This window comes from Deinococcus sp. JMULE3, assembly GCF_013337115.1.
In the GTDB taxonomy this organism is placed as follows: domain Bacteria; phylum Deinococcota; class Deinococci; order Deinococcales; family Deinococcaceae; genus Deinococcus.
The window spans coordinates 159115-173764 of sequence record NZ_SGWE01000005.1 but is presented as its reverse complement, the minus strand read 5'-3'; the positions used below and the strand labels follow the sequence as shown (position 1 = coordinate 173764).

Below are 14650 nucleotides of genomic sequence, written 5' to 3'. Positions count from 1 at the left end.
TGCAGGATCGGCGCGTCGGATCCCCCGACCTCACCCGGATCACCCCCCGCAGACCCGCGCCCACCCGGCACCGGTCCACCCCCACCACACCCCGGAGGCCCCCCGCCCATGTGCCACGGCTTCACGCCCCTGCACGACCTCAGCACCCACCGCCGCGTCCTGCGCTGCACCTGCGGCAACCTGCACGTCATCTGGCACGACCTGAACTTCGCCCTGAACCACCAGGAATTCAGCGACCTGCAGGGCCTGCTGCGCCGCGACGACCCCCAGGCCACCCAGGCCGACTGGGCGCTGCACACCGGCACCCACGGCACCCGCCTGTGGTGCGGCGCGACCGGCGTGACCTTCACGCCCAGCGACTTCGGCGCGTTCCGCCACCTGATCCTGCACGCCCACCCCCGCACCCTCAACTGAACGCGGGCCGCCCCTGATACGGATTCCGTTTGTTCCGTTCCCAACCCGGGACAGCACCGGGTTGCCAACTCCACGTCCGGAGGGGCGTTTCTCTCCTTCTCGCATCCGCTCGGATTGAACGGCTTTACAAGCCACTCAATCGGAGTCCGCATGATTCGACCACCGGAGTCCACCCGACCCCACCCGGAGCCGCATGACGCAGACCGCCCCCGACCTCACCCACATCACCGACCACGTCAACGAGGACCACGCCCCGGAACTCCTGCAGGTGGCGCGCGCCTTCACGGACCTGCCCGCCCCACGCGCCGCGCAGATCCTGACCCTGGACCACACCGGCCTCACGCTGGAGGTCCTGACCGACCACGGCCCGCGCAGCGCCCGCCTGACCTTCCCCGACCCCAACCGCCCCCCGCACGTGAACCTGCGCGCCCTGGTCGCCGACGCCCAGACGCTCCTGAACGAACGTCCCGACCCGCGCACCACCACCTGGACCCTCCAAGGCGCCCGCGACCTCGGGCCCGGCCTGCGCCGCCTGACCTTCCACGCCGACCCGCACGCCCTGCAGGGCTGGCAGCCCGGCGACGCCGTGCGCGTCACGATCGGCGACACCACCCGCGTCTACACCATCCGCCGCGCCCACGACGGACTGGCCGACCTGGACGTCTACCTGCACGGCGGCCCGGCCACCGACGCGCCCGGCAGCACCTGGGCGCGCACCCTCCTGCCCGGAGCCACCGTCACGGTGGGCGCGCCGCGCCGCGAGACCCTCCCGGAATTCACCGGGCCCAGCCTGCTCCTCGGGGACGAGACGGCCCTGCCGACCATCGCGGCGCTGCTCGAACACTGGCCCGAAGGGCTCACGCCCGGCCCGCGCGTCCTGATCGAGACGGGCGACCCCGGCGACGCCCACGCCGCCCTGCGGGGCGTGTCGCTGCCGCCCGGCACGCACCTGAGCGTCGTGCCGCGCAGCGGCCCCAGCGGCGAGGCCCTGACCCGCGCCGCCCTCAGCCTCGACCTGGACCTGCGCGCCGTGTGGGGCGCGCTGGACGCCCCGCACGCCCTGGAACTGCGCCGCGCCCTGCGCGCCCAGCACGACCTGATCCCCACCCAGTGCCGCGTCAGCGGGTACTGGACCCCCTGACACCTACCCAAGGAGAACCCACATGCGACCCACCCACACCACCCTCACCCGCGCCGCCCTGACCCTCAGCCTGCTCCTGGCCGCCCCCGGCGCCCACGCGGCCACCGTCCGCGGCGCCGACGGCGTGAGCGTCAGCGTCAGCAACCCGCGCCGCGTCGTCGCGCTGAACGCCACCACCGTCGAACTCATCTACCGCCTGGGCAAGCAGGGCACCATCGTCGGCACCGACGTCACCGGCACGTACCCGCCCAACCGGATCCCCAGCGTCGGCCACTGGGCGCAGCTGCCCGCCGAGGGCATCATCGCGCTGAAACCCGACCTGGTGATCGGCACCGCCGACAACCTCGCCATGCCCGCCAACCAGAAGGTCACGCAGCAGCTGCGCGCCGCCGGCGTGAAGGTCCTCGTGCTGCCCGCCAGCGACACCGGCGGCCTGGACGGCGTCCGCACCCGCCTGAACATCCTGGCGGACGTGTACGGCGTGCCCGGCGCCGCGCAGGCCCTGAGCCGCTCGTTCGACACCACCCTGAAGGCCGCGCAGGCCAACCGCCCGAAGGTCACGCCGCGCGTGCTGTTCCTGTACGCCCACGGGCCCGGCGACGCCAGCATCTACGGCACCGACGGCGGCGCCAACGACCTGATCACCCTCGCCGGGGGCCGCAACGTCGCCCCGTTCCGCGACACCAGACCGCTGACCGCCGAGGCGCTCGTCGCGCTGAACCCCGACGCGATCATCCTGCTCGAACGCGGCCTGGACGCCCTGGGCGGCATCGAGGGCGCCCTGAAACTGCCGGGCGTCATGCAGACGAACGCCGGACGGCAGCGCCGCGTGTACGCCGTGGACAACTCCATCCGCTGGATCGGGCCGCGCCTGCCGGAATTCGCCCTGAAACTCGCCCGCCAGTGGAACGCCGACTTCCGCTGACCCGCCGGGGCCGCGCCGCCCGCCCCGGCGCGGCCCTCACCCTGACGGTCCTGACCGGCCTGCTGGCGGGCGCGGTGATCCTCGCGGTCGGCCGCGGCGCCCTGCCCATCAGCCCCGCGCAGGTCCTGAGCATCCTCCTCGCCCCGCTGGGCGCCGCGCCGCTCGCCCCGTTCGACGAGCAGCAGGCGGCCGTGCTGTGGATCATCCGCCTGCCGCGCGTCCTGCTGGGCGCCCTGGTCGGCGCGGGGCTGGCCGTGGCGGGCGCGGCGCTGCAGGGTCTGTTCCGCAACCCGCTGGCCGACCCGGGTCTGATGGGCATCACCAGCGGCGCCGCGCTGGCCGCCGCGCTGAGCGTCGTGCTGGGCCTCAACGTCCTGGGAAGCTACTCCCTGCCCGCCGCGGCCTTCGCCGGGTCGCTGATCGCCACGGCGCTCGTGTCGCTGCTCGCGCAGGACCGGGGGCGCGTGAACGTCACCACCATGCTCCTCGCGGGCATCGCCATCAACGCCCTGTGCGGCGCCGGGACGGGCCTGATGACGTTCCTGGCCACCGACGAGCAGCTGCGCACCCTCACCTTCTGGAACCTCGGGTCGCTGGGCGGCGCCACCTGGCCGACCGTCCTGAGCGCCCTGCCGCTGATCCTGCTGGGCACCGTGGGTCTGCCGCTGACCGCCCGCGCCCTGAACGCCCTGACGCTCGGCGAGCACGGCGCGGCGCACCTGGGCGTCCCCGTCACCCGCGTGAAGTGGCTGATCATCAGCCTGGTCGCGCTGAGCGTCGGCGCGGGCGTCGCCGTGGCGGGCAGCATCGGCTTCATCGGCCTGGTCGTGCCGCACCTGTTGCGGCTCCTGACCGGCCCGAACCACGCGACGCTGCTGCCCGCCTCCGCGCTGCTCGGCGCGACCCTGCTGATCCTCGCGGACCTCCTGGCCCGCACCGTCGCCGCGCCCGCCGAGGTGCCCATCGGGATCCTCACGGCGCTGCTCGGCGCGCCGTTCTTCCTGTACCTGCTGCGCCAGCGCCGCGCGGAGGGCGCGTGACCCCGCACGAATCCCTGATCGAGGTGACGGCCCTGACGCACACCGTGCAGGGACGGCAGCTGCTGCGGGACGTGCACCTGACCCTGCGGCGCGGCGAACTGCTCGCCGTGCTGGGCCGCAACGGCGCGGGCAAGAGCACCCTGCTGCGCCACCTGACCGGCGAACTCGGCCGGCGCGGCGTGACCGTCCTGGGCGGCCCCGCCCACCGCCCCGGCACCGACCTGGCCCGCCACCGCGCCGCGCTGCCGCAGCACACGCCCGCCCCGTTCGCGTTCAGCGTGCTGGACATCGTCCTGCTGGGCCGCATCCCGCACGGCCCGCGCGACACGCCCCACGACCGCGACGTCGCCCGCGCCTGCCTGGACCGCGTGGGCCTGCGCGGCGCGGAAGGGCGCGACATCCAGACGCTCAGCGGCGGTGAGCAGCAGCGCGTGCACCTCGCCCGGACGCTGGCGCAGCTGCACGGCACGCCCGGCGACCGGGTCCTGCTGCTCGACGAGCCCACCGCCAGCCTCGACCTCGCCCACCAGCACGCCACGCTGCGCCTCGCCCGCGACCTGGGTGCGGAAGGCGTCGGCGTGCTGGCCGTCCTGCACGACCTGAACCTCGCCGCGCAGTACGCCGACCGGGTGCTGCTGCTCGCGGATGGTCAGGTGCTGACCTGCGCCCCGCCCGAGGCCGCGCTGACCAGCGGGCACATCCGCGCCGCGTACGGGCACGACGTGCTCGTCACCCGCCACCCCTGCCTGAACTGCCCACTGATCGTCAGCGCGGGATAGCAGGCGCGGCAGCGGAGGGGCCGACGGGTCGATCCCCCCGGATACAGTCAGGGGCGCGGCGGCAGGGCTTCCGCTGCGCCCCTGCCCCCTGTGGTCAGAGACCCAGGCTGATGTACTTCGTTTCGAGGTACTCGTCGAGGCCCCAGTGGCCGCCCTCGCGGCCCACGCCGCTGTTCTTCATGCCGCCGAAGGGCATCTGGGGGGCGGCGGCGCTGGGCCCGCCGTCGTTGATGCCGACGATGCCGTACTCGAGCGCCTCGGCGACGCGGAACGCACGGGACAGGTCGCGGGTGTAGGCGTACGCGGCGAGACCGTACTCGCTGGCGTTCGCCAGCGCGAGGGCTTCCTCCTCGGTGTCGAACACGACGACCGGGGCGACGGGTCCGAAGGTCTCCTCGCGCAGGATCAGGCTGTCCGGGTGCACGTCGGTCAGGACGGTCGGGTGGAAGTACAGGCCTTCCTTGTGGGTGCCGCCGACGGTGGCTTTCGCGCCGCGGGCGAGGGCATCCTCGACCTGCGCGCGGACCTTGTCCAGTCCGGCCTGCTCGACGACGGGGCCGACCCCGGTGCCGTCCTGCAAGGGGTCACCGAGGACGAGGTCGCCGGTCAGGCGCGTGAGGATCGCGGTGAATTCGGCGGCGACGGACCGCTGCACGTACACGCGGTTGGTGCTGATGCAGGTCTGCCCGGCGTTGCGGAACTTGCTGGCCATGACTTCCCGCGCGGCGCGCTCCAGGTCGGCGTCCTCGAACACCAGGAAGGGCGCGTGCCCGCCGAGCTCCAGGCTGACGCGCTTGATGGTCTTGGCGGCCTGCCCGTACAGCAGTCGGCCCACGGCGGTGGACCCGGTGAAGGTCAGTTTGCGGACCCGCTCGTCCTCCATGAAGGGCGCGCTGAAGGCCGGCGCGTCGTTGGTGGGCAGCACCTGCAGGGTGTTGGCGGGGCCGCCGGCCTGCAGCCACAGTTCGGCGAGGTACAGCGCGGTCATGGGGCTCTGCTCGGCGGGTTTGAGGATCATCACGCATCCGGCGGCCAGGGCGGGCGCGGCCTTGCGGGTGATCATGCCCGCCGGGAAGTTCCACGGCGTGACGGCGTACACGATGCCGACCGGTTCGCTGCTGGTGAAGCCGCGCTTGTGGTCGCATCGGCTGGGCACGCGCTCCCCGCCGATGCGGCCCGCCTCCTCGGCGCACCATTCGATGAAGCTCGCGGCGTAGTGGACCTCGCCGCGCGTCTCGGTGATGGGTTTGCCCATCTCAAGGGTCATGAGGCGCGCGAGGTGCTCCTTGTGTTCGAACATCAGGTCGTGCCACCGGCGCAGGATCTGCCCGCGCTTGTACGGGTTGACCCTGCGCCACTCCTTCAGGGCGAGTTCGGCGGCGTCGATGGCACGCCGGGCGTCCTCGGCGGTGCAGTCGGCGACCGAACCGATGGGCTGCAGGGTGCCAGGGTGGATGACCTCGAAACTGCGGGGAGTGGTGTGCCACGCGCCGTCGAAGTACGCCTCGCTGCGGGTGACGCTGTCGTTGCTGATGGTGGTCATGGGGCCTCTCTTTCGGGGGCGTCCGCGGGGACGCCGCCTCGGACCGGGATGTCCGGCCAGGAATGGGGGTCGGTGTCGAAGAGGTTACCGCCGATGACCGTGAGATCGGCGTGCCTTCCGGGTTCGAGTGTCCCGCGGTCCGGATCGCCGTGCGCCTCGTGCGCCAGTTCGTACAGCTCGTCGGTGTCGAAGCGCAGCCGCGCCGAGTGGTGCTGTTCGGGCAGCGGGGAGGTGGCGGCCCCGCCGTCGGGGCGGCAGATGAACAGAGAGGTTCCCGCGGATGGACAGGCGGCCCGCGAGGCTCCATTCCTCGAACTGCGCCTGGGTGGGTTACCTGGGTGGGTTAGGGCATCGCGCCCTCCACCAGGCCGTACGCCGTCGCGGTCAGGTGGCCGCGCGGGAGGTCGATCTCCCTGCCGGGGGCGGGGGCGTGTCTGGGCCGATCCGGGGCGAGTCCGTCGAGCGGGTCGCGGGTGAGGGCCGCGACCCGCCTCGCCTCGTTCCAGCCTCACGAGTTCAGGGCTGTCGTCACGCATGCTCAAACACCCGTGCAGCGCGGCCTGCACGTCCTCCACGGATCATGAGAGGCGTGGTCGCGCGAAGGCCCGATTTACTCGGCAGGTTCGTCCACACCCCATACCGATTTACTCGGCAGGTTCACGGCCACGAACGGAGAAAATTCGCTCTGGGAGGGTTATTTTCGAGGTATTCAATTCTGCCGAGTAAATCGGGTTGTCCTGCACCCGGAGTCCCGATTTACTCGGTAGGTTCACCTGAGTTTTCCACAGGCAGGCCCGATTTACTCGGCAGGTTGGCTGAATGCTCGACCCGATTTACTCGGCAGGTTGCCTCCGTGAAAGCCCGATTTACTCGGCAGGTTCTGCTGCTGCCACTCCCGATTTACTCGGCAGGTCCGACCGATTTCGACCCGATTTACTCGGCAGGTTTCCCGATTTACTCGGCAGGTTCGGCGGAGTTTTCCACAGGTTTTACCCGATTTACTCGGCAGGTTGTCTGGAAAAACGCCGTCCAGCACGCGAGCAGCCCGGCCCGCTTGTTGTTGTTGATCAACATTTTTTTTACTTCTTTAAAAACAAAACAACAAAGGGGCACGCGCCGCGCCTTTGCTACAGTGATGCCCAGAGGACCCTGACCGATGCCACGCCCCCGCAGGAAAGCGACCGTGCCGCCCCAGCGACCCGGCGAGATCGAACGCTTCGACGAGGCCAACTCCGCCCGTCTGGGGTTGATCTGCGTGCAGGAACGCATCCCCAGCGATTACACCCGCTGGGATCAGGAATGGACCGTCGACGGGCGCGCCGCGCGCCTCACCTGCATCTCCCCCAGCGAGTACGGCGGCGTCCCCCACGGGCTCGATGGGGACTTCGCCACGACCCTGAACCTGATGTTCCTCGAACAGGGCGCCCCAGAGAGCGGGGAGATCAACGCCACCGCGTACCAGCTGCTCAACCGCTCCGGCTTCCCGGACAGCGGCCAGTACTACCAGGCGCTGCAGGAGTCCCTCGACCGGCTCAAGGGCGCCACGTACACCGCCAGTGAATCCTGGCGCGACAAGCGGCACGACCGCTGGACCACCGTGAAGTTCAACATCATCGAGCAGATCGACGCGGACACCGAGGCGGGACTCGCGTACGGGTCCGGCACGCTCCTGAAGGTCCGGCTGGCCCGGCCGGTCGTGCAGAGCCTGCGCGCGCAGTACGTCAAACCGCTCGACATGACGTTCGTGCAGAGCCTCAACCGGGCCCTGACCCGCAGCCTATACCGGATTCTCGACGCGCGCCGGTACGATCCGGTGCATCTCGCCGATCCGGCGCCGCTGCTGCGGATTCCGCTGCAGCAGTGGGCGCGCGAGTGCAAACTGCTCGAGACGATGCCGGCGCGCATCAAGCGGAACCTCGACGGCGCGCACCAGGAACTCATCGAGCGGGGGTACCTGCGGGCCGTGACCTACGAGGGCACGCGGGCCAGCACCGTGATCGTGTACGAGTTCGGGGACGTCGCGCCCTCACCCGCCCCGGAACCGAGCCTGCAGGTGATCGCGGATTCCCCGCTGGTCGAGGCGCTGTGCCGCGAGGGGGTCGTGCCGCCGGTGGCGCGCAAGCTCGCGCAGCAGTACGGGGACCTGCACGTCACCACGCGGCTCGAACGCTTTCACGCGCTGCTGCGTGAGGGCTACGCGCCGAAGAAACGCTCGGCGCTGCTGGTGGACGTCATCAAGGACGAGGAGGGGAAATACGACGCGGTACCCGCCCCGGCCCTGGCACCCGCAGGCGTGGATGCCCCGTCCCGGCCCGTAAAGGCCCCCAGGAGGCCCGACGAGACCCCGGAGGCACCCGAGTCCCACACCGACCGTCTGCAGGCCGAATTCCGGGCGCTGCCGCGCGAGGAGCAGGCCGCGCGTGCCCTGACCCAGGTGCGGATGTTCGTCGGGCGGGAACTGCGCGACAGTCACCTGCGGGCGCTGCACGCCGCGATGCTCACGGGTGAGGCCGACCCGCACATCGTGCAGCGCGAGGTGGTCCGCGCCGCCAGTGAGCTGCGCCTCCCGGAATTCGCGCAGCAGCTGCGCGACACGTACGCCGGATGAGTGCCGTGCACACAGTCCCCCGCGCGGGCTGGCGTGGCCTCGACGCTATCCTGCACGCATGCGAACCCGCCTCAGCCTGACCCTCACCCTGCTGTCCTGCGCGTCACTGTCCGGCGCGTCAGCGGTCACGCCACCCGTCACGCCCATCCTGCAACCTGGTCAGGCGTGGGTCATGCAGGCCGGCACGCCGCTGCCCGGCTGGCCGGCCGGCGGCGTGGTCATTCCCCTCGGCGCGTCCCGCAAGGTCGGCGCGGGCAGCGTGAAGTTCACGGTGCCCCCCCGCACCGACGGCGCCGCGACCGTGACCGACGACCTGTTCTACGATCCGCTCGACAGCGACCCGGAATTCATCGTCGGCACGCGCCTCACCGTGCGGCCCGGCGCGGCGCCCGTGAGCGTCAGTTGCATGGTCCGCACGCCCCACGCCCTGGTGGGGCGGCCGCAACAGGGCCTGCTGATCAGGGGCGACCTGTTCTCCCGCGAGGTGGTCAGCAGCGTGCTGGCGTACCTGCAGTCGGGCCTGCAGGCCGGTCAGCCGACCTGCACCCTGACCCGCACGCGCTGAAGCGCATGCACTGAAGCGCTTCGGGCCTGGCCTCAGGGCAGCTGTTCCAGTTGCCGCTGCACGGCGTCCGTCTCCTCGAGGAAGGTCAGGCGGTCCAGGCCCGGCAGACGCTCGACGAGCAGGGTCTGCACCTGCCGGTCCACGCCGAAGGCCATGCCCACGGCGAACACGACCAGCACCGCACCGAACACCTGTTGCAGCTGCCCCAGGCGGCCCATCAGTGCGGGCCGGTGAAGCAGTCGGCGACCGCCGAGCATGACGGCCAGCATGGGCGCGGCCACGCCCAGCGCGTACGCCAGCGTCGCGGCGAACGCGAAGCCCGTCACCTGACCGCTCAGGGCGAGGGTGGTGACGCTCGCCAGGATCGGGCCGACGCACGGGGTCCACACGACCCCCAGGGTCACGCCGACGAGCACGCCGCCCAGGAATCCGTCGCGGTCACCGGGGCGGCGCTGCGGCAGTGCGCGGCTCATGGCCAGCTCGAAGCGGTGCTGCAGCGCCGGGACGGCCAGGGTCAGACCGAAGCCCAGCAGCAGCGCCACCGCTGCGTAGCGGATCAGGTCGGGGCTGAGGTTCAGGGCGCCCACCACGCTGGCCAGGAACAGCGTGAGCAGCACGAACGAGCCGATGAACCCGGCGATGATGCCCAGCGGTCGCCCGCGCCCGCCGACCGTACCGGACAGCAGGACCGGCAGCACCGGCAGCACGCAGGGCGACAGGACGGTCAGCACGCCCCCCAGGAAGGCCACGAGCAGCAGCAGCACGCCTTACTTCCGGGTGTTCGCGAGAATCTGGTCGAGTTTGCCGCCCGCCCACTTCTTCAGGGCCTTCCCGTCCCGGTCGACCAGCACAAAGGTGTGCTGGTACGTGATGCCGTACTGCTTTTTCAGCGCGCCTTCCTTGTCGTAGTCGGTCTTGAAGATGGTCACGCCGGCAGGGACGCGCGCGAGGTTGCGGGTAATGTCCGCGTCGGCGGCGCGGCAGTTCGGGCACCACGACGCGGCGAAGAACAGGACGCGCTGCGTGCCCTTCGCGGCGTCGAAGGCGGCCTTCGTGTACGGCTGGTAGCGGGTCGCGGCCGGGGTCGCCTGGGTGGCGGCGGCGGCGGTCAGGGTGGCGAAGAGGGCGGCGCTGAGCAGGGTGGTCTTTCGGTTCATGGTGAGCCTCCACTGCCGGTACGGACGAAGGGGTCGTCCGGGTTCAATCGGGTGGGTCTGAGGCCGGTGGGCGAGTCCAGTGGGCGAATTTAGCGAGAGAATGGCGGCGCGGACCGTGCCCGCGCCGCCACCGGGAACCGGTCGCGCTACGCCTCGGCGCCTCCTGCGTCCTGATGTTCCCGCGCGGCCTGATGCGCCAGGCGCCCGACGGTCAGGCCCTGCACGACGATGCTGAACACCACGACCACGTACGTCATCACCAGGAACAGGTCCCGCGCCGGTCCCGCCGGGACGGTGAAGGCCAGCGCCACACTGATCGCGCCGCGCAGCCCGCCCCAGACCATCAGGCGGCGCGTGACGGGTGGGAAGTCCGTGCCGCGCCGCAGCAGCAGGTACGGTCCCTGCACGCTCAGCACGCGGGCAAGCAGCACGAGCGGGATGGCGAGCAGGCCCGCCAGCAGGGCCTGACCGCTGAAGGTCACGGCCACGATCTCCAGCGCCAGCAGCGCGAACAGGGCGATGTTCAGCACCTCGTCGAGCAGGTGCCAGACACTCTCGAACTTCTCCCGGCTGGACAGCGCCGCCGGGCGCCGCTCCGTCAGGGAGCCCACCAGCAGGCCCGCCGCGACGGCCGCGAGCGGCGCCGAGACGTGCAGGTGTGCCGCAACGGCGGTGGCGACGAGCACCAGTCCCAGCGTGATGAGCACCTCGGTCACGAAGTCGTTCACGGCGCGCAGCGCCAGGTACCCCAGCAGGCCCAGCAGGCCGCCCAGCAGCAGGCCCCCGGCGGCTTCCTGCAGGAAGAACAGCGTGACGCCCCACCAGCCGGGCGCGGCGTGCTCACCGTGCCCGCTGGCTGAGAGTGCCGCCAGGACCGCGAAGGCCACGACGCCCACCCCGTCGTTGAAGAGGCTCTCGCCCGCCACGAGCGTCTCGATGCGTTTGGGCACCCGCGCCTGCTTGAGCATGCCCAGCACCGCGACCGGGTCAGTCGGGCTGATCAGCGCGCCGAACAGCAGGCACAGCACCAGCGGCACGGACAGACCCAGCGCGCCCAGCAGCGCGAACGTGCCCAGGCCCACCAGCGCGATGGACAGCGCCGTGCTGATCAGCGCGAACGTCAGCACCGGGCCGCGTAGCGCCCACAGCGCGTGGGAGTTCACGCCCAGCGCCCCGGCGAACAGCAGGAACGACAGCACGCCCTGAAAGACGAAATCGTCGAACTGCACACTCCGGACCGCGTCCACGGTCGCCAGGGCCGCCGGGACGCCCGCGCGGGCCAGCAGCAGCATCAGCAGACTGACCAAGAGCCCCCCGACCGTCACGCCGATACTGGCCGGCAACTTCAGGAACCGGGCGTTCAGGAACGCCAGGGTGGCCGTCAGGGCCACGAGCACCGCACTCAGGTCCAGCAGGTTCACATGACCCCCAACCGGTGCGCGCCGTAGAACAGCCCCACCGCCAGCAGGACCGTGATCACCGTGATGGGCGTCGCGTACCGCATGAATCCCCCGAAGCTGATCGGGTGCCCCTCACGGGCGGCGATGTCCGCCACGACGATGTTCGCCGACGCGCCGATCAACGTGAGGTTCCCGCCCAGGCACGCCCCGAGGCTCAGCGCCCACCACAGCGGATCGATCCCGGCGCCCAGCGTGCCCTGCAACTCACGCAGGACGCTGGCCATGCTGATCGTGAACGGGATGTTGTCCACGAACCCGCTGATCAGCGCGCTGCCCAGCCCGATCAGGAGGATGCCGGTCCCGACGTCCCCACCCATCGCGGCCGTCAGGGCCGTCGCGGCCTGCTCGAACACGCCCGCGTGCTCCAGCGCGCCGACCACCACGAACAGCCCCATGAAGAACAGCAGCGTCGCCCACTCCACCTGCTCGAACAGTGCCACCGGGTCGAGGTCCGCGATCAGGAGCAGGAACGTGCTCGTCGTCAGGGCGATCAGGCCCGCCTCCAGGCCCAGCGGGTGCCCCACCATGAACAGCAGCAGCGTCACCGCGAACACCGCGAGGGCCTGCGTCATCAGCCGCCGGTTCACGACCGGCGTGGGCGCGTCCTGCAGGGCCGCCTGCAGCCGGTCACCGGCCGCGAAGCCGCTCAGGTCACCGCGCCGGGTCATCAGGAGCTGCATCAGGGCGATCCCCGCGACGCACGCCACCGCCGCGAACGGCGCGACGTTCACCAGGAAATCACCGAAGCCCTTTCCGGCCACCGACCCGATGATGATGTTCGGCGGGTCCCCGACCAGCGTGGCGGTGCCGCCCGTGTTGCTCGCGAGGATGATCGCGATCAGGAACGGCACCGGCCGCAGGCCCAGGCGCGTGACGACCGTGACGACCACCGGCGCCATGAACAGCACGGTGGTCACGTTGTCCAGGAAAGCGCTGAACAGAGCCGTCAGGCCGCTGAAGATCCACAGGACCCGCACCGGTTCCCCCCGCGTGAGCAGCAGCGCCCGCCGCGCCACGAGATCGAAAAACCCGCTGCGGCTGAGCACGTTGACGATGTTCATCATCCCGAACAGCAGGAACAGCGTGTTGAAATCGATCGCACCCCACGCCTGATCCGGCGCGAGCAGCCCCAGCAGCATGACCGCGCAGGCGCCCAGCAGGGCCGCCACAGTCCGGTGAACGTACTTCTCCGCGAGAATCAGGACGTACGTCGCGATGAACAGACCAATGGCCAGCGGCGCCTGCCACCCGGCAGGCAGGTGGAAGAGGGTCTCCCCGTGCATCACTGCCCCCGCAGCAGCAGGCCCGCCGCGAGGGCCAGGGCACCCACCGCCGCCAGCAGGCCGAACAGCGTCAGCAGCAGGTGTCTCAGGGCCCGGCCGACCGGCCCGTGCGTCTCGTCAAGGTGTCTGTCCGTCTGACTTGTCTGGGTCTGATTCATCTATCTCCTTCGTCACGGCGCGGCAGTGCACGGCGGCAGCACACGAGGGAGACCGCGCGCAGTCTCCCCCAGTTCGGTGTATGGCCACCGGCACCCACAATCACTGTGACTTCTCCACGCGCAGTGTAGCGGCCAGAGGCGCCACCTATCCGCGCACGTAGCTGTCGGCACAATGCACGTTCCGTCCTGTGAAATGGAATCAGCGTGTTAGCATTTTCGCATATCACAGGCGATCAATGTCCGTTTTCGCATATCGGGAACAGGTTTCGCTGCGGGGATGGGTGTGAGATATCGCGCTCGCACCCTGATCGGCCATCCTGCGCCAGCTTTCGGGTGTAGGTCGTGACGTGAGCGGGGTCATTCCCACCTATCATCGACCGGTACCGTTGGCGTATTGACGTTTTTTGGCTGAATTCCTCCGCTTTTGAGGTGAGATGAACGAAGTAGATGTCATAAAATGTATATATGATGCGACCAAATCTGGAATAATCGAAGAATTTGATCGAAATGACATATATCTGGATTACCACCCCAGTCTGTCATCCTTGTTTGCTGGGCGAAGTGTGCAACGATTCAGCCTTCCACTTTCAGGGTTCACAGTGCATCCCGATATCGTCGGCCGGATGCCGGACGGGGATTCGCTCTATGCGATTGAAGCAAAGGGATTTCGGGATTCCCTGAAAGGGATTGCCCAGGCTGAGATCTATCAATTCGGGTTCCATGCCTCCTATTTTGCCCTTCCTGCTGAAGGATTGTCTCCGGTTATTGTGGATCTGGCGAAGAGAAAGAATGTTGGGTTGATCATCGCTGATCAGGACTGTGAAATTGTTCATAACCCGGTATTGACGAGTCCTCAGAAATACCTCTCAGACAAACTGAGAAGGCAGTTTGACGCGGCTATATCTTCAAGTTCGGCTGTTGGATTTTTGTACAATCTACCAACCCACTATCTATTCTGGACGGCAGTCATGGAGAATAACTGCGCCTATACTAAGAACGAGATGAAATCGATGTATGTCGATTTTGGTGCAGAGAAAGGGAAATTTGTGGGGGCTGCCTCCGGCGCGGTCAGGCTTGGATTGATCCACAGAAATGGCAATACGTACAGGTTGACCGAGATGGGCCACTCTGTCCATATGTCGCTGGGCCTGACGCTCCAGCAATGGCGCGAATTACATGAAGGCGTCAAAAAGGATCTTCTTGTCAACGTCTCGCCGCAGGTGGCCGGAACTCTGCGCATGCTGATGCTGTTTGACGAAAAGCTGAACCTTATCATCAATGGAATCAAGCGGCTTGATGCTGGAATTTCGGTGGAATATCTCGATATCGTCCGGCAGTGCGATGCGCTTGATCATGATACGGCACTGGTCTATTTTTTCGTCCCTCATTCAGCACAGGATATTTTTAAGCGAGGATACGAAATCGACTGGAGCAGGGTCGATAACTCTCATTTAAGACCTTCGGTTAATTATCAGACAAAGAGCTTATTGCAACATGCTGGATTTATACGCAGATCGAATCTAAATAGCTCGATCTGGAGCATATAAAACCCCCAAACCTTTAATCGACAGCGACGC

General features: G+C 68.9%; 15 protein-coding genes. 9 read left to right on the top strand and 6 right to left on the bottom strand.

Translation table 11 applies throughout. The features are described 5' to 3' along the window. Positions 1-108: 108 nt before the first annotated feature. From EXW95_RS19635 to EXW95_RS19615, 5 genes are all read left to right on the top strand, one after another. A complete protein-coding gene (locus EXW95_RS19635) occupies positions 109-414 on the top strand; it encodes a hypothetical protein (RefSeq protein WP_119672535.1) in 306 nt (101 codons plus the stop codon). Positions 415-607: 193 nt separating this feature from the next. Continuing rightward, positions 608-1555, top strand: a complete 948-nt coding sequence (locus EXW95_RS19630; protein ID WP_174369194.1) for an SIP domain-containing protein — start codon at positions 608-610, stop codon at positions 1553-1555. Between the two features lie 22 nt (positions 1556-1577). Then, positions 1578-2480, top strand: coding sequence for a hemin ABC transporter substrate-binding protein (locus tag EXW95_RS19625; RefSeq protein ID WP_174369193.1), 903 nt, complete (start codon positions 1578-1580; stop codon positions 2478-2480). After that, positions 2459-3520, top strand: coding sequence for an iron ABC transporter permease (locus EXW95_RS19620; protein WP_174369192.1), 1062 nt, complete (start codon positions 2459-2461; stop codon positions 3518-3520). The genes EXW95_RS19625 and EXW95_RS19620 overlap by 22 nt, the downstream gene beginning before the upstream one ends. After that, a complete protein-coding gene (locus EXW95_RS19615; protein WP_371810198.1) occupies positions 3517-4299 on the top strand; it encodes a heme ABC transporter ATP-binding protein in 783 nt (260 codons plus the stop codon). Before EXW95_RS19620 ends, EXW95_RS19615 begins: the two co-directional genes overlap by 4 nt. A 94-nt stretch (positions 4300-4393) precedes the next feature. On the opposite strand, the gene EXW95_RS19610 is transcribed toward EXW95_RS19615, so the two are convergent. After that, positions 4394-5842, bottom strand: coding sequence for an NAD-dependent succinate-semialdehyde dehydrogenase (locus EXW95_RS19610; RefSeq protein WP_174369191.1), 1449 nt, complete (start codon positions 5840-5842; stop codon positions 4394-4396). 853 nt (positions 5843-6695) lie between these two features. Here EXW95_RS19610 and EXW95_RS19605 point away from each other — a divergent pair. Genes EXW95_RS19605 through EXW95_RS19595 form a run of 3 tightly spaced genes read left to right on the top strand, consistent with a single transcriptional unit; the run spans position 6696 to position 9015 of the window. Beyond that, positions 6696-6995 (top strand): hypothetical protein, encoded by a 300-nt coding sequence (locus tag EXW95_RS19605; RefSeq protein ID WP_174369190.1) that lies wholly within the window; start codon positions 6696-6698, stop codon positions 6993-6995. Between the two features lie 30 nt (positions 6996-7025). Continuing rightward, on the top strand, positions 7026-8450 hold the full coding sequence (locus EXW95_RS19600) for a replication initiator protein A (protein WP_371810197.1): 1425 nt from the start codon (positions 7026-7028) through the stop codon (positions 8448-8450). A gap of 58 nt (positions 8451-8508) precedes the next feature. After that, positions 8509-9015: a hypothetical protein gene (locus EXW95_RS19595; RefSeq protein ID WP_174369188.1), complete on the top strand. Its 507-nt coding sequence runs from the start codon at positions 8509-8511 to the stop codon at positions 9013-9015. Between the two features lie 32 nt (positions 9016-9047). Here the strand turns inward: EXW95_RS19595 and EXW95_RS19590 are convergent, their stop codons facing one another. The 5 genes from EXW95_RS19590 to EXW95_RS19570 all read right to left on the bottom strand — a co-directional run bounded on the left by EXW95_RS19590 (position 9048) and on the right by EXW95_RS19570 (position 13073). Then, entirely contained in the window at positions 9048-9779 is a 732-nt protein-coding gene (locus EXW95_RS19590) for a cytochrome c biogenesis CcdA family protein (protein WP_174369187.1), read from the bottom strand. 3 nt (positions 9780-9782) lie between these two features. Then, positions 9783-10172: a thioredoxin family protein gene (locus EXW95_RS19585; RefSeq protein ID WP_174369186.1), complete on the bottom strand. Its 390-nt coding sequence runs from the start codon at positions 10170-10172 to the stop codon at positions 9783-9785. A gap of 146 nt (positions 10173-10318) precedes the next feature. After that, positions 10319-11593 carry a sodium:proton antiporter gene (locus EXW95_RS19580; RefSeq protein WP_174369185.1) on the bottom strand — a complete coding sequence of 425 codons (1275 nt, stop codon included), beginning with the start codon at positions 11591-11593 and terminating at the stop codon, positions 10319-10321. Next, positions 11590-12915, bottom strand: coding sequence for an SLC13 family permease (locus EXW95_RS19575; RefSeq protein ID WP_174369184.1), 1326 nt, complete (start codon positions 12913-12915; stop codon positions 11590-11592). Before EXW95_RS19575 ends, EXW95_RS19580 begins: the two co-directional genes overlap by 4 nt. After that, entirely contained in the window at positions 12915-13073 is a 159-nt protein-coding gene (locus EXW95_RS19570; RefSeq protein ID WP_174369183.1) for a hypothetical protein, read from the bottom strand. Before EXW95_RS19570 ends, EXW95_RS19575 begins: the two co-directional genes overlap by 1 nt. 434 nt (positions 13074-13507) lie before the next feature. Here EXW95_RS19570 and EXW95_RS19565 point away from each other — a divergent pair, with 434 nt between their 5' ends. Continuing rightward, positions 13508-14620 carry a hypothetical protein gene (locus tag EXW95_RS19565; protein WP_174369182.1) on the top strand — a complete coding sequence of 371 codons (1113 nt, stop codon included), beginning with the start codon at positions 13508-13510 and terminating at the stop codon, positions 14618-14620. The last annotated feature ends 30 nt before the right edge of the window (positions 14621-14650 follow it).

Excerpts from the sequence above, each read along its gene's own strand:
- EXW95_RS19635 (WP_119672535.1), top strand. The coding sequence starts at position 109 with ATGTGCCACGGCTTCACGCCCCTGCACGACCTCAGCACCCACCGCCGC.
- EXW95_RS19630 (WP_174369194.1), top strand. The coding sequence starts at position 608 with ATGACGCAGACCGCCCCCGACCTCACCCACATCACCGACCACGTCAAC.
- EXW95_RS19625 (WP_174369193.1), top strand. The coding sequence starts at position 1,578 with ATGCGACCCACCCACACCACCCTCACCCGCGCCGCCCTGACCCTCAGC.
- EXW95_RS19610 (WP_174369191.1), bottom strand. The coding sequence starts at position 5,842 with ATGACCACCATCAGCAACGACAGCGTCACCCGCAGCGAGGCGTACTTC.
- EXW95_RS19595 (WP_174369188.1), top strand. The coding sequence starts at position 8,509 with ATGCGAACCCGCCTCAGCCTGACCCTCACCCTGCTGTCCTGCGCGTCA.
- EXW95_RS19585 (WP_174369186.1), bottom strand. The coding sequence starts at position 10,172 with ATGAACCGAAAGACCACCCTGCTCAGCGCCGCCCTCTTCGCCACCCTG.
- EXW95_RS19575 (WP_174369184.1), bottom strand. The coding sequence starts at position 12,915 with ATGCACGGGGAGACCCTCTTCCACCTGCCTGCCGGGTGGCAGGCGCCG.
- EXW95_RS19570 (WP_174369183.1), bottom strand. The coding sequence starts at position 13,073 with ATGAATCAGACCCAGACAAGTCAGACGGACAGACACCTTGACGAGACG.
- EXW95_RS19565 (WP_174369182.1), top strand. The coding sequence starts at position 13,508 with ATGAACGAAGTAGATGTCATAAAATGTATATATGATGCGACCAAATCT.